The organism is Collimonas sp. OK242 (assembly GCF_900107095.1).
In the GTDB taxonomy this organism is placed as follows: domain Bacteria; phylum Pseudomonadota; class Gammaproteobacteria; order Burkholderiales; family Burkholderiaceae_D; genus Collimonas.
In genome coordinates, this window is record NZ_FNOR01000006.1 from 24,195 (window position 1) to 44,899 (window position 20,705).

Sequence of the window (20,705 nt, forward strand, 5' to 3'; positions counted from 1 at the left end):
CGCCTAAGAGTTGATAAATATGGGGACCAAGGCATGAATCATTTCGGACATATCCAGCAAGAATTGCGCGAACAACAAAAAAAATGGCTGATTTCGGGATGCGCCGGTTTCATTGGCTCCAATTTGCTGGAGACACTATTGAAACTCGACCAGACGGTTGTTGGCCTGGATAATTTTTCTACGGGATACCAACATAATCTGAACGAAGTGGAAGAATTGGTCGGCTCTAAGCGATGGGGACGTTTCAGTTTTATAAAAGGTGACATCCGCGATCTTGGCACCTGCCAAGAAGCTGTGCAAGGCATCGACTATGTACTGCATCAGGCCGCCCTTGGATCAGTCCCACGTTCGCTTAAAGACCCGATCACCACCAACGATGTCAATATCAACGGCTTTCTGAACATGTTGGTGGCTGCGAGGGATGCAGCGGTAACGTCATTCGTCTATGCGGCGTCAAGCTCCACTTACGGTGACCATCCTGGCTTGCCCAAGGTAGAAGATCGCATCGGCAAACCATTGTCACCTTATGCCGTCACCAAGTATGTCAATGAACTGTACGCGGAGGTATTTGCGCGTTGCTATGAATTCAGAACCATTGGGCTGCGCTATTTTAATGTGTTCGGAAAACGGCAAGATCCGAACGGTGCCTATGCGGCCGTGATCCCAAAATGGATCGCAGCAATGATCCGTAATGAAGAGATATTCATCAACGGCGATGGCGAAACCAGTCGCGACTTTTGTTTTGTGGAAAATGCCGTGCAGGCGAACTTGTTGGCAGCGACGACTTCTGCGGACAACAGGAATGAGGTTTATAACGTTGCCGTGAGCGACATCACAAGCCTCAATGAACTTGTCGGCATCCTCAAATCGACGCTGAGAAAGAAAGGAATTCCCTATGAAAAGGAGATTGCCTATCGCGCCTTCCGAGATGGCGATGTGCGTCATTCTCAAGCCGATATAAGTAAATCTCTCCAAAGACTCGGCTATGCGCCTGAGTACCGTATCAGCGAGGGTATTGAGACGGCAATGCAATGGTATATGGGACAAAGTCAGAAATGATATCTGGAGAAAATAACCGCCTTCGCAAGTGGCCATATTCTCATCGAAAGCGATTTTCGTGTAGCGACGATGAGGAAATGCTTCCCGCGCTCCATATGCCGTTAGAAGGTGACGCGTGAATATTCTTGGCGCCATTGACGCTCGAATTAAAGCAGCTCATCCAGATCATCACGCCATCTTCAAGGGTATGGCATGGATCAGCTTTTTTGTCGTCATCGGCAAGCTCATGGGAGCCGCCAAAGAGATGATGGTCGCCTATCGCTATGGCGTCGGCGCAGAGGTGGATGCCTATCTTTTTGTTCTTAACTTCATTAGCTGGCCAGTTGGAGTGTGGTTCAGCGCGTTGACCGTGGTGCTGGTGCCCCTGGCTGCGAAAATACGACAGGAAGCCAGCGACGAATTACAGCGTTTTCGCGCAGAACTGTTCAGCGTAGCTATTTTATTAGGGCTGGTATTGGCGACTCTGGCTTTTCTGGGACTCCCCATGGTGCTGCGCTCGCAATGGGCCGGGCTGCCCCTGGCCACTGCAGCAATTGCCGTACATGCTACTCCTGTGCTCATTTTGCTCCTGCCCTTAGGTATCATCATTAGCCTTTTTTCTGCGTGGATGCTGGCTGCGGGACAACATGCCAATACCTTGCTGGAAGGGGTGCCTGCTTTTGTCATCGGGATTGTCGTTCTCGTCTCCGCGGGCAGCGGCATTCAATCGCTTGTCTGGGCCACCGTCGCTGGCTTTACCGCTCATTTGATAAGTCTTGCGATAGCTTTGGCGTATCGAAGGGAAATCGAATTGCCGCGCTTTATCTTGCGATCCAGTCAGTGGCCTTTATTTTGGCGCGGCTTTGGGATAATGCTTGCCGGACAGGCGTTGATGAGTCTGGTCGCTATCGTTGACCAGTTTTTTGCCGTCCACGTCGGCACCGGTGCAATCGCTACACTCAGTTACGCAAACCGGATTCTCGGCTTGCTTCTTACGTTAGGAGGAACCGTTGTTAGCCGCGCTACGTTGCCGATATTTTCCGCTGCGTATCGGCAGGGCGGCAAACAGGTGCATGGCATTGCGGTTCTGTGGGCGAACCTCATGTTCCTGGTGGGTGTCATTGCTTTTGCTGTTTCCTGGTGGTTAGCGCCTCATGCCGTGAAATTTATTTTTGAACGAGGTGCCTTTACGGCCAAAGACTCGGCGGCAGTCTCAGAAGTATTGCGTTACGCGTTGGTGCAACTGCCGTTTTATTTCTCAGGTCTCATACTGGTTTCAGGTTTGGTGAGTCGAGGAATGCACAAATTGGTTGCGCTGAGCGCGATAGTAAATCTCATCATTAAGATATGCGGGAATTATTTCTTAGTTCCAATAATGGGCATTAAAGGTATCGCTCTCGCGACAGCATTGATGTACGTGTCTTCCTTTTTTACGCTATATAAGCTGACAAATTTCGTCGAGAGCCGTAAGGGGATAACGTAATGCGTTTACTCATCTTCATTTATTCCCTTGGATCCGGCGGTGCAGAGCGCGTTACCACCAATCTTGCGAACTATTGGGCCGCGAGAGGCTGGGAAATTACCATAGTCACGCTGGCTTCGACCAACGCCGATTTTTATAAACTCCACCCAGGGATTAAGCGCGTCGCTTTCGATTTAACTTGCGATAGCGGTAATTTGTTATCTCGCCTTTCGAACAATATACGCCGTGTGAAAGAGTTACGGCGTGCGCTCCGAGAGATACAGCCAGACGTTGCGCTTGCCATGATGAGCACAGCGAACGTGATTCTGGCACTGGCTGCAAGGGGGCTGTCGAATGTGTGCGCCATCGGTTCAGAACGTACATTCCCGCCACAGTTGCCCTTGGGAGCTATTTGGGAGGCGTTGCGACGTAACACGTATGGTCAATTGGCCGCCGTAGTGGCGCTTACCCAAGAGTGCGCCCAATGGATCGGCGAACATTCATCGGCCCGTAGAATTTCAGTTATTCCAAATCCTGCGTGTTGGCCACTTCCTGAACACGGCCCCCAAAAAAAGCGATCCGAAATATGTTCATCCGAACGCAGGCTTTTATTGGCGATAGGGCGGCTGAGTAAAGAAAAAAATTTCGAACTGCTGATAGACGTATTTTCGCGTCTCGCGCAGGAACACGTGGATTGGGACCTGGTGATCCTCGGGGAGGGCTCTGAACGCCAAGGCTTGGAGGCGCAAGTGAAGGCTGGAAATCTGGGTAAGCGCGTTTTCCTTCCCGGTCGCATTGGCAATGTGGGAGAGTGGTACGAGCAGGCAGATCTATATGTAATGACTTCACGCTTCGAAGGATTTCCAAATACGCTTGCCGAAGCGCTCTCTCACGGTTTGGCGGCGGTGAGTTTCGATTGCGACACAGGGCCGCGGGACATTATCCGACATGGAATTGACGGACTTCTGGTGCCCCCTGGGAATTCAATGGAGTTGATGTCGGCGTTGGGAAAAATGATGAGTGACAGCTCCTTGAGAGAACGTTTCGCCTCTAAGGCGGTGGATGCGCGAGAACGATTTTCAATAGAAAAAATTGCCTACATGTGGGAAAAGCTTTTTACTCAATGCATGCAATGAAAAATAGGGAATAGACAGTCTCGATGAAACATAAAGTTCCCCTCATGAAATCGTCTGTTCCTTCCTTTGAGATGCGAGGCGGGCCCGCAATGTCTTTAAAGAAGCCTCACCAGACTTTCTGGTCTGGCTATAGCGCTGTTGCATTAATGGTCGCATTGAGTTTGATCTATCTGAATTTACCTGTTTACGCATTCGCCTTAAACAAAGCCTTATTGCCGAAATATTTCTATTTCGGGCTCATTCCGATTTTAGTTCCTGTGTTGCTGTTAAAACCAAAAACCTTCCTGACATATTTAGTCTCCCCCTTTCCTCTCTGGGCATTTGTAGTAATCCTTCTCAATTTCATTCATATTTTAAATCCCTTTAATGATAGCAATATGGGGGTGGTTGACTTAGTTAGCACCCGTATTCAAGTGTTCGTCATTGCCATTTTTCTTGGTTATATTTTATCTGTTACACGAACCGAAACATATGAGCGTCTGTTTCCAATTCTAGTTGCGTTTATTTCATGCGCGGTCATATTGGATTTTTTTTCTCCCGGAACACTATATCCCGTTGGCACCGAGGGATCTGTCTTAGGTCGAGGCGCTGCAACTTTCCTCAATCCGACCAGTGCCGCCGAGGCAATGCTGATTGTTTTTCTGATGGCCTGTACAGTAGTGAGGATGCAGTATCGGATGCCACTGCTTATGCTGACAGGCATTGGAATCATGGTGACATTTACACGCTCGGGAATTATTGCGTGGATATTTTGCTGGATATTTTTATTACTTAAACGCCTCCTTCCCCGCTCAGCCGTTGTCTTTACCTTCGCGCTGCTCATTGCTATTCCACTCCTATATGGCACTTTTGAGAATTATTTGAGCAGTCGTGAAAATTCAGGCGAATCCATCACTAATATTCAAACGCGATTGGAATTCTTTTTCAATCCGAATCTTCAAGACGATAGCGCCGAAGAACGGGTAAAAGTATTGAAGGCGGGCTGGGATCTATTCGTAAAAAATCCTGTTTCCGGCGCAGGAGCTGGCGTAACCAATTTCTGGTTGTATAAGGCTGGTACACACAACCAGTTGGTCATGCTCGCCGCCGAATATGGCGTTCTCGGTATTGCGCTTTGGGCGTCGTTGGCAATAATTCTGTGGAGGGGAAAATATTTTGAAAACAAGAGTCTTCAGTTCGCCATATTTTGCCTGTTTATTTTCATGTCGATGTTTACGCACAATATGTTCGACTCGCCGTATTGGCTGGTCACATTTGCACTAATGGCTGGAAAGAGGAGGCGAGCATAGACAACCGCACGTTGCATCTGCAGAGTGATGATATGGCCCTTGCATCGGCATGATTTCAGTCTTTGATCGGACGGTTATGTGCAATTCACTTGGTGATATCCGCTGATCGAGATGGCTATTCGAATGAACCGATTCTCGCCACAACAGAATCTTCTGCCGATGATCGGCAAGCGTTATTGCGTTTCGTTTTAATTGTCCGGTGTAGTCCCGGCGTCAGTAGCTCAGCGTGCTGGACTGAAGGCCTGCGAACGTTTGTTTTCTCAAATTCGACCATAACCAAACTCCGTAATCTATGAAAATATTGTTTGCCCTTAGCTCTTTGCATGCCGGCGGCGCGGAGCGTGTGGCCGCCACTCTCACCAATGCATGGGTAGAGCGCGGTGATGAGGTGACGTTAGTCGCTACTTTCTCAGGCAGAGGAACCTGTTTTTATCCTATATCGGAAAAAGCCAGAATCGTCTTTCTTGCTGACCTTGTGGCCAGTACAAGAAGATCTTTTATCAATCGTCTTCAACGGCTAGTTGCGTTGCGACGATTGCTGATGAGTGAGCGACCGAATGTCGTCGTGTCATTTCTTCCAGATGTCAATGTGGCTTCTGTTATTGCCTCGTTGGGGTTACGGATACCCGTCATAATTTGCGAGAGAACCGATCCGCTTGTCAGCAAAAAAACCATATTTTTGCAATTGTCGACGTACTTCGCATACCACCACGCTCGCATGCTTAGCGTTCAGACGCAGGCGGTTGCAACGCGAATGCACTCAGCTTTTCCACGATTGAAGCAATTGCGAGTTGTCCCCAATCCCATACCAGAGGAACTGCAAAAGCATCCGCTTTCATTACCGCCACGTGAACGACGACGCCTTGTAGCCGCAGGCCGCTTGACTGAAGACAAACAGTTCGATTTGCTGATAGCTGTATTTTCGACGCTGGCTCCGCAATGGCATAAATGGGATCTTGTCATTTATGGCGAAGGGCAATTGCACCAGCAATTGGAGCGCCAGATTCAAACTCTCGGCATGACAGGAAGAGTGACGCTTGCCGGCGTCAGAAAAACGCTTTGGGAGGAAATGGCTCGGTCAGATGTTTTTGTCATGACATCACGGCTGGAAGGGTTTCCAAATGTTCTGCTTGAGGCCATGGCGTTGGGCTTGCCCTGCGTGGTCTTTGATTGCCCGAGCGGCCCCAATGAAATTACTTGTAACGGCGAAGACGCGATGCTTGTGACATTAAATGATCTGCAAGGTTTGACCGCAGCACTTGCGACAGTGATGGGCGATGCGCCGTTGAGGATTGCATTGGGTAGCCGAGCCAGAGAGTCGGTCGTAAGACGATTTAGCCTGGCGACAGTTCTTAATAAATGGGATGAACTATTTAAAGAGATTGGAGCGATCGCTTGAACATCGTTCACGTCATTGTCGGCCTCAACGTCGGCGGCGCAGAGTTCATGCTCAAACGCCTGATCGAATCGCATCAAGGTGATACCGCATATCGACATACGGTCATTTCGCTCACCGACATCGGCAAGGTCGGGCAACAACTTCAAAGTCTCGGCGTTGAAGTGCAAGCACTGTATATGCATTCCGTTCTGGATATCCCGCGTGTGCTGTGGCAGCTCGTACGCTTGATACGCGGGTCGGACCCCGTGCTCGTTCAGACCTGGATGTATCATGCCGATCTGTTGGGTGGTTTGGCTGCACGTATTGCGGGCAACAGGAATGTCATCTGGGGCATACGCACCACGGATGTGCAAGCCGCCGGGACACGCGCCACGACAATGGTAAGGCTGGCGTGTGCTTGCTTATCCCGATGGGTGCCGCACACCATCGTGTGCGCAGCCGACGCTTCGCGCCGAGCACATGTGGCAGTGGGTTACGATGCGACGCGCATGGTGATAGTGCCGAATGGCTTTGATCTATCACGTTTGGTGGCGACGGCGGGCCAGAGCGCCATGTTGCGGGCACGGTATCGAATCGCTGCAACTGAGATCGTGATCGGCGTCATAGGATGGTTCAATCCAGCCAAGGATCACAAAAATTTTGTGCGCGCGGCGGGCCTGGTGGCGCAGCAATACCCACATGCGCGCTTTTTAATGGTTGGCCGCGGTTTGGATGCGAGCAATGCGGAGCTCGCATGCGAAATTGCGCAAACAGGTCATGCCGATCGCTTTGTGTTGTTAGCCGAACGAGCCGACGTGCCGGTATGCCTGGCGGCCATGGATATCTTCTGTCTCTCTTCTCGTACCGAAGGTTTTCCTAATGTGGTGGGCGAAGCTATGGCGATGGGCGTACCGTGCGTGGTGACCGATGTCGGTGATTCAGCCATGCTCATAGCGGACACCGGGATAGTCGTACCGAAAGAAGATCCGATACGCCTTGCTCGCGGACTGGGGCGCCTGCTGGCGATGGGACCCGATTCGCGCCGGCGGTTGGGGCAGGAAGCCCGCGAACGGATTCATGCAAAGTTCACCATTGAGCTCGCTAGAACGCGCTTTGAGGATATCTATCAACGTGTAGCAGGAAAAGGGGAGCGATGATGTGTGGATTTGTGGGTTTTTTTGGCGGTGCTGCCGCGCATGGCCAGGCGGGCGATGAAGCCATGCTCAAGCGCATGGCAGGAACGATTGTCAGTAGAGGGCCTGATGACGCGGGTTATTGGTCTGATACGGATCGTCGGATCGGGCTGGGTCATCGCCGGTTATCGATTATCGACCCTTCCTCGGCCGGACATCAGCCAATGCAGTCCGCCAGCAACCGGTATGCGATCGTCTTTAATGGCGAAATTTATAATCACCTATTATTGCGTCAGGCATTGGAGATTGCTGGACAGGCGCCGACATGGCGCGGCCATTCGGATACAGAAACACTGCTTGCCGGTTTCGATGCGTGGGGCATCCAGGGTACGGTGGTGCGTGCGATCGGCATGTTTGCTTTTGCGGTATGGGACATGCAAGCCGGAAGGCTGTTGCTCGGGCGAGATCGCATTGGCGAGAAACCACTCTATTACGGTTGGCAGGGGAGGGGCAATGACGCAGTATTTTTGTTTGGTTCTGAACTGAAGGCGTTGCGTGTCCATCCTGCTTTTGAAAACACGATCAATAGAGGGGCGCTGAGCCTGCAGCTACGGCATAACTATATTCCTGCACCGTATTCCATTTACGATGGTATTGCCAAGTTACCGTCAGGCAGCCTTCTTGTCGTATCGCTGCAGCAGCCAGAGCCGAAAGTGTGGTCGTATTGGTCTGGCGTGCAAATGGCAGAATCTGGCGTGGCCAACCCCTTTACCGGAAGTGCTGACCAGGCAGTCGATATGCTTGAGGATTTGCTCAGGGATGCGGTACGCCAGCAGATGGTAGCGGACGTTCCGCTCGGGGCGTTCCTGTCCGGCGGGGTGGATTCCTCTACCGTGGTGGCGTTGATGCAGATGCAGTCTTCGCGTCCCGTGAAAACATTCACGATCGGATTTCATGAAGATGAATATAACGAGGCAGTACATGCCAAGGCCGTGGCCAAGCATTTGGGCACTGAACATACGGAGCTGTATGTCACCGCCGAACAGGCCATGGCCGTGATCCCGCGCTTGCCGACACTGTATGACGAGCCATTTTCCGATTCCTCCCAGATTCCCACTTTTTTGGTGTCGCAACTCGCCAAGCAGCATGTAACGGTGTCGCTCTCTGGCGATGCGGGCGATGAGCTATTTTGTGGGTACAACCGATATCATCTGACGGCAAGTCATTGGAACAAGGTGGCCTCTGCGCCTATGGCATTGCGCAGAATGGCAGCCAAGGTGCTGACGAGCATTTCGCCACAGTCATGGAACAGGATGGCGGGCGTTGTCAACGGCCTGTTACCGCGCTCTTTACCGTTCGCCAATATGGGTGACAAGGTGCACAGGGGTGCGGGTGCATTGGCAAGCAAGTCGTTGGATGCACTGTACCTGAATCTGGTTTCGCATTGGCATGACCCAGCATCGGTAGTGATCTGCGGATACGAACCATCTACCCTATTGGCTGGCGAGACACCGCATCTTGCCGGGCTGGATGATATCCAACGCATGATGGCGCTAGATATGCTCACCTACCTGCCTGACGATATCTTGACCAAGGTGGATCGGGCGGCAATGGGCGTTTCTTTGGAAACGCGCGTGCCATTTCTGGACCACCGGGTAGTAGAGCTCGCATGGAGCTTGCCGCAGTCGATGAAATTGCGTGACGGACAGACCAAGTGGGCGCTGCGCCAGGTGTTGTACCGGCATGTGCCAAAAGCCCTGATTGAGCGGCCCAAGATGGGATTTGGCGTTCCTATCGGCGCTTGGCTGCGCGGGCCATTGCGGGATTGGGCAGAGTCCTTGCTGGATGAAGCACGATTGCGAAATGAAGGTTTTTTCCATCCGCCGCAGATAAGGTCGAAATGGAAAGAGCATCTCTCTGGTGAGCGCAATTGGCAATATCAGCTGTGGGATGTGTTGATGTTTCAGGCTTGGCTGGAAAAACAATAATGAAGAAAAAAATTGTTTTCGTTATCAACCATGCGGCCTTTTTTGTATCTCATCGATTACCTTTGGCGATAGCAGCTCGCAAGGCCGGATGGGACGTGCATCTGCTGATTGGCCAGCCTGGCAGCGACATTATGGAGCCTTTGGCTGAGGCAGAACTCAATCGTCTGGGCGTGCCCTATACGCGCTTAAGCTTTCGTACGGTTGGATTAAATCCCATATGGGAGTTAATCGGCATGCTTCAGTTGCTGTGGCACGTAGCGCGAATGAAACCATCGATTGTTCATACAGCTTCTCCTAAGGGGGGGCTGTATGGCGGTTTAGCCAGCCGTCTCTTGCAGGTGCCGTGTCTTGTGGTTGCTATCTCTGGCATGGGCTTTCTGTTTACTGGTCATACAGACGGACTTAAGGGCATGCTGAAGCGTTTGTACAGCGCGTTGCTAGCCTGGGTGTGCAGGCATCCCAACATGACGATTATTGTTCAGAATCAGGACGACAAACAGGCGTTGCTGCAATCCGGCACGGCGCGTCCAAGCGACGTGATACTTATCCCGGGGTCAGGAGTCTATCTTTCCGAATACTCAACTGCTCGAACCAACGATTCGCAACGTCTCATTGTGCTACCCGCCAGACTGTTACGCGACAAGGGAGTTGAAGAATTCGTGACGGCAGCGAAGATGATCAAGGAGAAGGGGAGCGATTGGCGATTTGCTTTGGTTGGAACCGCGGATTATGCGAATCCGTCGTCGATCTCCGAGGCTCAGATCAAGGCATGGACCGATTCTGGATTTGTCGAGTGGTGGGGGCATCGGAAGGACATGCCGGCTGTTTATGCTCAAGCAGACATTGTGTGCTTGCCGTCATATCGTGAAGGCATGCCTAAGTGTCTGTTGGAAGCAGCCGCAGCGGGATGCGCGGTGGTGACTTCGGATGTGACTGGCTGCCGGGAAGCCGTCATTCCCGGAGAAACGGGAGATCTGGTTCCCGCTCGTGAAGCCGCCGCATTGGCATCCGCACTGTCCAAATTAATTGCCGAACCGGACCGCTGTCATCGTTACGGTACAGCAGGACGCGCCTTAGCCGTTGCGCGCTTCGATATAGATGCCGTGCTGGAAACCACGCTGAATACCTATGACAAGCTGTTGGCAGGCGCCGCAGTCCGATAGGGGGCAGTCAAAAATAATCGGGCGCTGTCAGCGATAACCTCCTTCTGCATCGGCTTGAGCTAAGCGAAGATGAAACGGTAATCCCCCCATTTTTAGAGCGGACGGATTCAACCAGTCCGCGACACGCTCGTTATCTTCCGATAGCTTTGCCTTGTAGTGATAACAGGTCTGGCTGATCGCGAAAGTCGCACATGCGCTGCTGACGCTGATGCCATGCGCTTGGACTGCCGCTTGTGCCATCTCACGTCGGTGAGATGGCTTCACCATTTTTTTTGCATCGCCTCCGAAATGATCTCGGCCTTCAGCTTCTCTCCGGCGTACATCTTCTTGAGTCGACGGTTCTCGTCCTCCAACTCCTTCATCCGCGTCATCATCGATGCGTCCATGCCGCCGTATTTGCTACGCCACTTGTAGAACGAGGCCGAACTCATCCCGTGTTCGCGGCAGAGCTCCGGCACCGGCGTGCCGGTCTCGGCCTGCTTCAAGATGTTGATGATCTGACTTTCGGTAAGGCGTGATGTCTTCATATAGAACTTCCTCAAAATCGCATTTAAGAAAATTCTACTTTCAACTGATGTTTTTTTTGTGAGGGGATTGCCAAACCTTCGATGGACTTTCCGTCCGAGTGTGAGTTCCGCAGTAATTCATTCTTTTTAATCGATGGAGGATGTAGTGAAAATCTTAAACAATAAGCGACTGATCCTGGTGGAGCTGAACGAAGTGAATCTTGAATTTGCTCGAGTCTACGCCGAACGCAAGCCCCTCATTCATCTACAGCGTGTGATTAAAGGCTTCCGGCGCACCAGTTCAGAAATGGACTACGAAAAATTGGAGCCCTGGATACAATGGGTGTCCGTCCATACCGGCAAAGTCGCTGCGGACCATCGCATCGTTCGCTTGGGAGATATCGTCGGCTGCGGAATTCCGCAGTTGTTTGAAGTGGTTGAGGCAGCTGGATATACGGTCGGCGTTATATCTGCGATGAACGCCGAAAACCGCTTGCAATCGCCCGCGTATTTCATTCCCGACCCTTGGACTGCCACGCCATCCGATGGATCTTTTTGGAGCACAGCCATAGGTGACGCTGTATCGCAAGCCGTCAACGATAATTCAAGCGTGCGATTGAGCGCCAAGAGCATATTGGCTCTTCTTGGAGGTTTAATTCGGTTTGCCCGGCCTCGCAACTATTCCTATTATTTTCGTCTCGCTCTGTTCAGTCACGGCAGGCCCTGGCGCAAAGCGTTATTCCTGGATCTATTCCTTCACGACCTTCATCTGCGGATGTTTCTTGGAAAACGACCTAATTTCTCAACAATTTTCTTAAACGCAGGCGCTTTCATCCAGCACCATTATCTCTTTAACGCGCGTGACGCTGTCAAGGGCAATCTCCGAAACCCCAGCTGGTATGTCCATGCGGATCAGGATCCCTTCGAAGAAATGCTGGAGGTTTATGACCGTATCCTGGGCGACTACATGGCGATGAAAGATGCGGACCTGATTATCGCCACCGGCCTTACGCAGAAACCGTATGACAGAGTGAAGTATTACTGGCGCTTGCGGGATCATGTCGCCTTCATGGCGCATATTGGCGTGAACTGTCGCGCGGTTCATCCACGCATGACGCGGGATTTCATGATTGAATTCGATTCCGCCGAGGCGGCTAGATATGGAGCCCAGCAATTGGAAGCAATAATTTGTGAGGCCGACGGAAAAGCGATTTTTGGCGTAATCGATAATCGCGGCTCAAGCCTTTTCGTGACTCTTACATACGCCGCAGAAATTGAGAGCGAATTGTTCGTTAAAAATGGCGATAGACGCTTCGACCTAAAGCCGCATGTTGTTTTCGTCGCCATAAAAAACGGTATGCATGACGGCAAGGGATTCGTCTATTACAAGGGAAGAGTAGCGGATTACGCTGCGAAAGATGGACTCCACGTCAAAGAATTATATAAGGTGGTGTTAAAGTATTTCGGATTAGGCATTCCAGTCAATGCTACGCCGGTTCGAGATTCGGAAGCAGAAACTGATATGCATGTTTAACAGGGAACCTGACCGTTCGCATTGCTAATGCGAGAAGAAGATTTAGAACGGATTGTAGTGCGACACAGATTTTTAACTCGACGTACCTGCACGTCGAACCGAATGAAATGATGTGCGATGGACCGTTCATGACCGCGGAATATGAACATGACATCGCAATTGAAAAGGCATGCATCATGTTACAAAAAATGAAGGCATGGCGGCTTGTTTCCTCATCAAAATCACTGTTTTTCTGTGTTCTGATTAGTCCTTGTTTTCCGCAGATTGCAATGGCTCAAAAAGATGGGATTACCGGTGATGAGATACTGCGCAATGCCGTTGTCGCTCCGCCTGCGTCGATGCGGATCTTCGAGACCCGCCTGTTCGGCGCCGTTGCAGCTGGAAAAGTCGATTACGCTCCGGCCATTGGGCGCGCCATGCAAGCCGCGAAGACGGCTGGCGGAGGGGTGGTGCGTTTGCCGAAGGGCGAAATCTGGGTTGCTTTGGATGCGTCTGGAAACGCAATTACTGTGCCATCTGGAATATTCCTGGATATGAGGGGAACGGTCCTTCGGTTAATCGAGAATGACCGGAGTGGGTATAACATCATTCTATTCAAAGATAGAAATGCACCGAGTGGCGTGATAGGGGGAACGATAATTGGCGATCGTGATTCTCATCTTGGCAAAGACGGCGAATGGGGAATGTGCATTGCTGTCAGGGGTGGCGCTAACGTATCTATTAAAGGAACAAAGGCAAGCAAATGCTGGGGAGATGGTATTTATCTCGGGGCGGCCCTTTCAGGCGATCCCTCGACCTTTGCTGACAACGTCGAGATCGATGGCGTAGAGGCAGCGTACAACCGTCGTAACAATATTAGTGTAGTCAATGCCAGAGGGTACCGAATTTGCAATGTCTACGTGCATCATGCCAATGGTACGTTGCCAGAGTCAGGAATTGGCATTGAGCCGGATAAAGGAGGTTTGGCGAGCGAAGGCCTCTTATGCAACATTCTTTCCGAATTCAATGGAAAGCGCGGCCTGATGACTGGAGGCGGCAAGGACCAAAAGATACGCGGATTGAAACTTCAGCAAATAACATCGAGAAGTAATAATGCAGCGGGTTTCTGGATAGAGGGAGGGCAGGATATTAAAGCAACTACTCTCTCCGCCTACAATAATGCTGAAGAAGGCGCAGTGTTCAATCTTACTTCAGATGCGATTGTTAACAAGTATGAGGGGACGGGGAATGGACAAAGAGCTAAAAGTGGTCAGGGTGAAATAAGCGTTAATGACTCGAACCGGATCTCGTTTGGCCGAGTTTCTTCTCTGGCTGGAAATCGCGCTCAGTTCAAATTTCCAGTTATTGCGGTCAAAAAATCGATGGGCGTCACCGTCAGCAAATTTGTTTTGAATTCCGATCATGTCCTGCAAAATTCTGTCTTTGTTGATTCAACATCGGACGCAATCCTAGAGTCAATGACGTTCAAAAAACGAGAATAAAATGTCGCCATGCTTTCGGAGTTGACGCTCTCCGATTAATCTGATCGTCACTGCTGTGCAAAAGGCGGAAATGAGGTTCCCTTGGAATTGGGGTTTCATTCGGCGGTTTTCATGCAGCTTGTTTTTCCTGATCTTGCTCACTGGCTCAACGCTGCAGCTGCTGAATCGATGATCGATAGACCGGACGCTCGTTGCTGCGGCCATCGCTACCGCATGTATATTTTCCTCGGGGCAGGTGACCTTGCTGCTGGAGCGCCTTGAGGACTTCATTGGCGAAGATAATCCGGTGCGCGTTATTGATGTCTTCGTGGACGGATTCAATCTGGTCGAACCGGGTTTTGAAAGAATACAAGCTGCTGCAACGGGCCGGCCCGGCTATCACCCGGCCATGCTTCTCAAGCTTTACATCCCTGGCTATCTCAATCATGTGCATTCCAGCCGCAGGCTGGAATGCGAAGGTATTCTGCGTCTTCCACAGCAAGATACTGGTCGCAATAGGCGGGGGTGAGGGTAGAATATAGCGCGCTTGCAGCGTCGCTTGACCCAAATCACGATAGTTGACTAATAGGCAAGCATGGCATCGGAAGGAAATTCGTACTGCCAATCGTCTCAACTTGGATTGCGCAGTCGCGTGAAGCTGTAACTACTCTGGGATCGGCGTGGCCGCTGGCTACTCTGTGTGGCAACTGTTTTTGCTGGTTTGTACCCCATCCCAGATATCGGGCTGGCAGTTTAAAATATGACGGGAATGACATTGTGACCATTTCATCAATTGCCGCTAATAATATCGAGGCCATCTTTGTTGAGCATCATGGCTGGCTGCGAGCACGTCTTCGGCGTAGTGTCGGCGATGCATTTGCTGCCGATGATGTCGCTGCCGAAACCTTCGCACAGTTGCTGGCGGCTCCGCTTGCGCAACATATTCGTGAACCTAAAGCGCTATTGACCACCATTTCACAGCGCATAGTCTATGAAATATGGCGCCGGCGTGACCTTGAACAAGCCTGTCTGCAAGCGCTGGCGCATACCAGCGGCGAGCAATATGCAAGTTCGCCGGAGGATCAAATGCTGTTGCTCGAGGCGTTGCGTGCCATGGACCGCGCGTTGGCCGGGCTGTCTTCGCGCGAATGTGCCGCGTTTTTGCTGTATAAACTCGACGACCTGAGCTATCCGGAAATTGCGCTGCAGTTGGGGATATCGGCGAGTGTCGCCAGAAGATACGTCGCGAAGGGGCTCCTGCAGTGCTACAAGGCCTGCGCCTTTACGCCTCTGACTTGAGTTTTGACTATGACCGAAGAAAAGATCGTCGAACAAGCGATTGAATGGATGCTGCGCCTGGAGCTTCCTGACGTCACCAAGGCTGATCGCGCCGCTTTCGAGCGGTGGTGTGCTGCTGAGCCACGCCATGAAATCGCCTACGCCAACCTGACACAGTCGGTTCGTCAATTTGATGTGCCGCGTCAACTGGGGGCGACAACGACGGTATTGCGCGCCACATTACAACAACAGAAAGATCGCCGCAAAACGTTACGGCGGATCGCTGCCCTGGCTGGCCTGAGCGTCGGCGCTGGGGTGCTTGTCAATCAGGTCACGCCGATCCTGGACATGAACGCCGACCTTCGCACCGGCACCGGCGAGCGTCAAACCTATACACTGACGGACGGCAGCATCGTGACATTAAACGCACGCAGTTCCGCCGACCGGTGGATAGACCAGAGTCGTCGCCTGATCCGGCTGGCGGCCGGCGAATTGCAGGTCCAGGTCGCGCCGCTAGCGCGGCGTCCGTTCCTGATCGAAACAGCGCAGGGTAGCGCCAGCACTCTGAGCGGCACGCTATTGCTCCGTTCTGTAGCGGAACGCACGGAAGTCGTATCTCTGCAATCGCTTGCCAACTTAACGACGCGGAATGGGCAGAGCAGGCAGCTGCAACCAGGTCAGCATACTTGGTTCAATCGCGACACAGTTGCCCAGGTTCAGATCAATCGCGGCAGCGAGAACTCATGGGTCGACGGCTACTACACGGCATATGACGCAGCTTTGATCGATGTGATTGCTGCCTTGCGCCCCTATCGGCGCGGCGTGATCCGAGTCGATCCTGCGGTGGCGCAACTGAGAATCAGTGGCGCTTTTCCACTGGATGATACCGATCATGCGCTCAATGCGCTGGCTGCCGCTCTGCCTGTTGCGGTTGCGCGCTTTACACCATACTGTGTCACGATTTCTGCGTTGGCATAGCAGTCCGCCGTACCGTTGATTGCATGAATATTCGCCCTTGATGACGCTGCCATAGCCGCCGAAAACGACGATAGCTCATCAATTTTTAAATCTCGCTGATCGCAGCAGAAAGCGGCTTGGCTCAGACTCTTTTCCTTTTATACGACCATGCAATATCGCTGTGCAACCAGAGTCATGATGTCTCCCCTTGCCGTATCTCTGTTGGTCGTTGCCACTACTTCGGTTTGGGCGAATCACGCATTCGCTGCACCGGCTCCGTCCGCCAAATCCAGCTTCAATATTCCGGCCGGCCAGCTGGAGCAGGTGCTGGTGGCGATTGCCAAGTCCGTCAGAGGCATTATCCTGTTTGATCCGGCGTTGGTAGGATCGTTGAAATCTGCCGGGGTCAACGGAAGTTTCACCATCAACGACGCGCTGCGGGAGGCCATGCAGAGAACCGGCCTGGAAGCCGTTGCCAATCCTGACGGATCATTTGGGGTGCATCGGGCTGCGGTCAAAACGACGTTGCCTGCCGCTCGGGAAATTCTGCCAGCACCAAGCGTCTCCTCCGAACCTGCACCGTCGATACTGCCGCCGATTGTCATCACTAATTCTACCGAGACCGGCCACGGTTACCACGACACCGGATTCATCCCGCGCAACACCCGATCTGCCACGCGCACCGACACGCCGCTGGCCGACATCCCCCAATCGATCCAGGAAGTGACAACCGATCTGCTGGAGAGCCAGCAGGCGCAATCGGTTGTAGATGCCTTGCGCAATGTCAGTGCAGTCACGTTCGCGCGCGGCAGCGGCGTTGACCAGGCCGCTACCATCTACGTCAGAGGTTTTGTCGCGCCCGTCATCAAGAATGGGGTGGCGGACCTGGTCTCACTGACCAATGTGACCAATGGCCGAGGAGCAGGATCGCTGTCAATCACCTCGCTGGATATTCCAATGGCGGCGATTGAGCGCGTGGAAGTGCTTGGGGGAGCCGACTCCATCATTGCCGGCGGACCGATGGAGCCAGGCGGCGCCGTCAACATCCTCACCAAGCGGCCGCAGGCAAATGTGATCAGGGAGGCGACGCTAGAGATCGGCAATTATGGCCACCGGCGTGCGGCACTCGATCTGGCTGGCAGCCTGTCGACAGATCGAACCTGGACTTATCGTACAGTTGTCTCCGCCACAGGCGATGCGCGTACATTCGACGGCTATGATGGCGCACGCGAACTCTATCTTGCGCCATCTGTAGGCTACCGGCATGACGGTACTTCCATCGTGGCGGGCGCAAGCCATCAGCTCACTCACTCCCCGTTTGGCGGCTACCAGAGCGCGCAACTGACCGCGCAGGGACCTGGACCAGATCTGCACACAGGCCCTTGGGGAAGGCCTGACGACCACAGCTATTCCGCAAAAACGGAATTTTTCTACGATCTTGAACAACGCTTATGGCAAGGCTGGGCGTTCCTCAGCAAGGCGCAATACACCAAACTGCGCTATGACGCGGCGGGTTACGATAATTGCGTCCAATCCGCAATGGGCTCAAGCACCGGGGTTTGTTTCCTTGATCAGTCCACCATCACTAGCTACAGTCGAAACATAGAAAACAGTGTGCGTGGAAAATTTCAAACCGGACCGTTGCAACATACGATGTTGATCGGCATGAGTTATGGCCAGACACGACTGGGCGCATACAGCGATGCGAGCTCGCCGGACAGCGTCATCGTTCCCTGGCCTCTGTCCGATTTGCATCTGCCACCTGTCACTGGCCCGAAAAACCTCATCACCAGCGATGACACTTTCTACACCACCAATTTTTTCTTGCAGGACCAGCTGACCTGGGGCCGCTGGCATATGTTGGCCAACGCAGGTTATGAGCAGGAACGAAATAATTTTTCCTCCGATATTGATAGCGACGGCAAGGTACACGATACGTCACCGCCCAAGAACGTGCCCGTCTATAACGTTGGCATCGCCTATCGGCTCAGCGAGAATGCTGCACTGTACGCAAATACCTTCCGCAGCTTCACGCCGGGTAACACAATTCTTGATTCCACCCTGAATGGCGGTCCCCCAGGTGTCATTGTCGCTCCTCCGACCACCGGCAAGTCGGCTGAAATAGGTCTCAAACTCAATCTGCTAAATAATCGAGTGACATTCTCCGCTGCAGTTTTTCGGGCGACACATACAAACGTTCTGCAAGCTATAAGTGTGCCGACTATCGCGTCGGCTTATGCCGATTACGTGCTGCTTCCTTCCACCGTTAGCCGTGGAATTGAATTGAACATAGCGGGACGGCTGATGGCCGGCTGGAATTTGACGGCGAGTTATAGCTATATCGCCTTTCAGTACGCCAAACCGCCAGGCCAGGATCCCCAAATTTCGCAATTTCCGCGACACCGCGCCAGCCTGTGGACCACCTATGATTTGCAGTCAGAAGCCTGGCACGGCTGGGGGGCAGGTCTTGGCCTGACGATGCGCAGCGGGTATATGGCGCTGCCGGACACCGATGCGCCCGGCCGCATAGCGGGCCAGGTGCGCACCGATGCCAGCGTCTACCATAAATCACGATACTGGACCACGACACTTGGCATTAAAAACCTCTTCAATCGTCGTCTCTATAGCGACTTTGCCACATCTACGGTGGGCGTCGAACCAGCCCGCACGCTGCTGCTGACCAACACTTTCGAGTTCTGAGCGAGGCAGATATTTCCCATAGATCGGAAAATGCCGTCACCGTAGGGCCTGTTAACAATTGATTTGGGAGATGCGTTCAAGCCAAAACGTGTGCTGGCAAGCCATGCAACGCCGCCAGCGCACGTTTTGGTTTGAACCCTCCGGGAACGGCTGCAGGCGTCGCATGCCGTTGTTGCAGCTCCTTGCCGTAGCACCGCTACGTCGCGTCGCTGCGCCTAGGCACGCAACGCCTGCCGCGCGTTCGCACTCCCAAATCAATTGTTAACAGGCCCTAGTCGCAGAATGAAAAAATAATTTGTAACAGACCGTCACTTTCTTCATCTCGTTGCACATACAGAACATAAAGATCCGATAAATTTCTTTTTGTTCTGAGATGACGATGCGATACAAATATGGTCACGGGCCGGTGCTGCCTCACATGGCGCTATTACCTTTGCTTCTGGCAAACGTAGAGTCATTGTGGGCATGTTATGTACTATCCACATTCGCTCTGGTTTTTCATTTGATGTTCCATAGCCTTGCGCGCGCTTTGCGCCAGGCATATGCACTAACGGCAACGACTGCTGAACGCCATGGCCTGTTTAATTGGGCATTCCTTCGCCAGCATCAATCCGCCCGCGCCAAATCTGCATCGGCCGCTGGCGGTGGAAGTGGCAACATAGTCACGCGCTTCCGTCGAATGATCCGGTTCGACAACGCTCCTCCGAAAATTCTGGCGTTATCGCCAAGATTCGCCATGTTTGCCCGTTTGCCGTCTGGTTTGCACAGCAGCCGCCACGCCAGCAAGGCCATCCCCGTCGATTTGCACACCTGCCTGGCGCATGCACGGCCCGGCCTCTCTTTTGTCGCAAAACAAATCAAACTAAGCGTCAGAGGTGTTATTCACTATCATCAGACGCGGCGCTGGCTTGCCTATTGGAACTCAACGCCAATGCGCGCCGAGCTGGCCAAAGCCACTCCCAGGTTGTTGCAGAAAATCTACCGTCCCTATCAGTCACTGCGCTTGCGCAGCCAGGACCGGTTCAATATCCTGGTGAGTCATTACGACTTCATTCTCCAGCGAGGTCTTGCTACTCTGATCTTGGACGCAACACAATCACCGGTATTGCTGGGTGGCTTTAACGGAAAATCCGGGGCCAGCTACGAAATCAGGTTATCGGCAATTGCCACCCTCGACCGGGAGGGGGAACTGGCATTGGACCTGTACTGCGATCAACAACGCCTGTTCTCCATAGCCTTTACTTTTTATGAGAGCGAGTCGATCTGGTGTGTAGGCATCGGCTGCCTGCAAGGGCCACGCGGCAACGACGCACAAGAACGAGTACGTAACGCCACCCGCGACATGTTTGGCTTGCGGCCAAAAGCCCTGATGATCCGCTTGGTAAGGGAAATCGGGCATGCTTATGGATGCAAGAAAATGATTCTGGTGGGGAATAAGAATCGTGTTCTGTTCCATCAGGTGCGCACAGGTAAGGTCCTTGCCGACTACGATGATTTTTGGCTGGAAATAGGCGCAGTGCGTGGTCCGGACGGTGATTATTTGCTCTCTTGCGACCACATCCCCATGCCCAATCTGCAAGATGTCCCTTCGCACAAGCGCTCGGAGACGAGAAAGCGTATTGATCTGACGGACCGTGCAATTCAAGCGGCGCTGATTGGTTTTGCCAGCAGCCGAATTTGACT

14 protein-coding genes and 2 pseudogenes are annotated in these 20,705 nt (G+C 52.5%); 15 read left to right on the forward strand and 1 reads right to left on the reverse strand.

The window, feature by feature from the left end; translation table 11 throughout:
- The first annotated feature begins 33 nt into the window (after positions 1-33).
- From BLV81_RS07415 to BLV81_RS07450, 8 genes are all read left to right on the forward strand, one after another.
- Complete coding sequence (locus BLV81_RS07415) at positions 34-1,059, forward strand: NAD-dependent epimerase/dehydratase family protein (RefSeq protein ID WP_092353983.1); 1,026 nt, start codon at positions 34-36, stop codon at positions 1,057-1,059.
- 115 nt (positions 1,060-1,174) lie between these two features.
- A complete protein-coding gene (gene murJ, locus BLV81_RS07420; protein WP_143036309.1) occupies positions 1,175-2,521 on the forward strand; it encodes a murein biosynthesis integral membrane protein MurJ in 1,347 nt (448 codons plus the stop codon).
- Positions 2,521-3,636 carry a glycosyltransferase family 4 protein gene (locus BLV81_RS07425; RefSeq protein ID WP_092353987.1) on the forward strand — a complete coding sequence of 372 codons (1,116 nt, stop codon included), beginning with the start codon at positions 2,521-2,523 and terminating at the stop codon, positions 3,634-3,636. The genes murJ and BLV81_RS07425 overlap by 1 nt, the downstream gene beginning before the upstream one ends.
- 89 nt (positions 3,637-3,725) lie before the next feature.
- Entirely contained in the window at positions 3,726-4,925 is a 1,200-nt protein-coding gene (locus BLV81_RS07430) for an O-antigen ligase family protein (RefSeq protein ID WP_176992791.1), read from the forward strand.
- Between the two features lie 292 nt (positions 4,926-5,217).
- Positions 5,218-6,324, forward strand: coding sequence for a glycosyltransferase family 4 protein (locus tag BLV81_RS07435; RefSeq protein ID WP_092353991.1), 1,107 nt, complete (start codon positions 5,218-5,220; stop codon positions 6,322-6,324).
- Positions 6,321-7,460, forward strand: coding sequence for a glycosyltransferase family 4 protein (locus BLV81_RS07440; protein WP_092353993.1), 1,140 nt, complete (start codon positions 6,321-6,323; stop codon positions 7,458-7,460). Before BLV81_RS07435 ends, BLV81_RS07440 begins: the two co-directional genes overlap by 4 nt.
- Entirely contained in the window at positions 7,460-9,424 is a 1,965-nt protein-coding gene (gene asnB, locus BLV81_RS07445; protein ID WP_092354380.1) for an asparagine synthase (glutamine-hydrolyzing), read from the forward strand. The genes BLV81_RS07440 and asnB overlap by 1 nt, the downstream gene beginning before the upstream one ends.
- On the forward strand, positions 9,424-10,587 hold the full coding sequence (locus tag BLV81_RS07450) for a glycosyltransferase family 4 protein (protein ID WP_092353995.1): 1,164 nt from the start codon (positions 9,424-9,426) through the stop codon (positions 10,585-10,587). Before asnB ends, BLV81_RS07450 begins: the two co-directional genes overlap by 1 nt.
- A 108-nt stretch (positions 10,588-10,695) precedes the next feature.
- Here the strand turns inward: BLV81_RS07450 and BLV81_RS07455 are convergent.
- Positions 10,696-11,114: pseudogene (locus BLV81_RS07455) on the reverse strand (transposase); the annotation flags it as partial.
- A 145-nt stretch (positions 11,115-11,259) separates the two neighbouring features.
- On the opposite strand from BLV81_RS07455, the gene BLV81_RS07460 reads away from it, so the two are divergent.
- The 7 genes and pseudogenes from BLV81_RS07460 to BLV81_RS07490 all read left to right on the forward strand — a co-directional run bounded on the left by BLV81_RS07460 (position 11,260) and on the right by BLV81_RS07490 (position 20,703).
- Positions 11,260-12,627, forward strand: a complete 1,368-nt coding sequence (locus BLV81_RS07460) for a hypothetical protein (RefSeq protein ID WP_143036310.1) — start codon at positions 11,260-11,262, stop codon at positions 12,625-12,627.
- 128 nt (positions 12,628-12,755) lie between these two features.
- Positions 12,756-14,108, forward strand: a complete 1,353-nt coding sequence (locus tag BLV81_RS07465; protein ID WP_143036311.1) for a glycoside hydrolase family protein — start codon at positions 12,756-12,758, stop codon at positions 14,106-14,108.
- Positions 14,109-14,310: 202 nt separating this feature from the next.
- Positions 14,311-14,565, forward strand: a pseudogene (locus BLV81_RS23565) (transposase); the annotation flags it as partial.
- A 299-nt stretch (positions 14,566-14,864) separates the two neighbouring features.
- Positions 14,865-15,386, forward strand: a complete 522-nt coding sequence (locus tag BLV81_RS07475; protein ID WP_092354003.1) for a sigma-70 family RNA polymerase sigma factor — start codon at positions 14,865-14,867, stop codon at positions 15,384-15,386.
- Positions 15,387-15,395: 9 nt separating this feature from the next.
- The gene (locus BLV81_RS07480; RefSeq protein WP_092354005.1) at positions 15,396-16,343 is read left to right on the forward strand and encodes a FecR family protein; all 948 of its coding nucleotides are present in this window, start codon (positions 15,396-15,398) and stop codon (positions 16,341-16,343) included.
- Between the two features lie 309 nt (positions 16,344-16,652).
- On the forward strand, positions 16,653-19,022 hold the full coding sequence (locus BLV81_RS07485) for a TonB-dependent siderophore receptor (RefSeq protein ID WP_255365036.1): 2,370 nt from the start codon (positions 16,653-16,655) through the stop codon (positions 19,020-19,022).
- A gap of 379 nt (positions 19,023-19,401) precedes the next feature.
- Complete coding sequence (locus BLV81_RS07490; RefSeq protein ID WP_176992792.1) at positions 19,402-20,703, forward strand: VirK/YbjX family protein; 1,302 nt, start codon at positions 19,402-19,404, stop codon at positions 20,701-20,703.
- The last annotated feature ends 2 nt before the right edge of the window (positions 20,704-20,705 follow it).

What these genes read in the sequence shown, in the direction of transcription:
- BLV81_RS07415 (WP_092353983.1), top strand. Translation starts at nt 34, where the DNA reads ATGAATCATTTCGGACATATCCAGCAAGAATTGCGCGAACAACAAAAA.
- BLV81_RS07425 (WP_092353987.1), top strand. Translation starts at nt 2,521, where the DNA reads ATGCGTTTACTCATCTTCATTTATTCCCTTGGATCCGGCGGTGCAGAG.
- BLV81_RS07430 (WP_176992791.1), top strand. Translation starts at nt 3,726, where the DNA reads ATGTCTTTAAAGAAGCCTCACCAGACTTTCTGGTCTGGCTATAGCGCT.
- BLV81_RS07435 (WP_092353991.1), top strand. Translation starts at nt 5,218, where the DNA reads ATGAAAATATTGTTTGCCCTTAGCTCTTTGCATGCCGGCGGCGCGGAG.
- asnB (WP_092354380.1), top strand. Translation starts at nt 7,460, where the DNA reads ATGTGTGGATTTGTGGGTTTTTTTGGCGGTGCTGCCGCGCATGGCCAG.
- BLV81_RS07450 (WP_092353995.1), top strand. Translation starts at nt 9,424, where the DNA reads ATGAAGAAAAAAATTGTTTTCGTTATCAACCATGCGGCCTTTTTTGTA.
- BLV81_RS07465 (WP_143036311.1), top strand. Translation starts at nt 12,756, where the DNA reads ATGACCGCGGAATATGAACATGACATCGCAATTGAAAAGGCATGCATC.
- BLV81_RS07480 (WP_092354005.1), top strand. Translation starts at nt 15,396, where the DNA reads ATGACCGAAGAAAAGATCGTCGAACAAGCGATTGAATGGATGCTGCGC.
- BLV81_RS07490 (WP_176992792.1), top strand. Translation starts at nt 19,402, where the DNA reads ATGCGATACAAATATGGTCACGGGCCGGTGCTGCCTCACATGGCGCTA.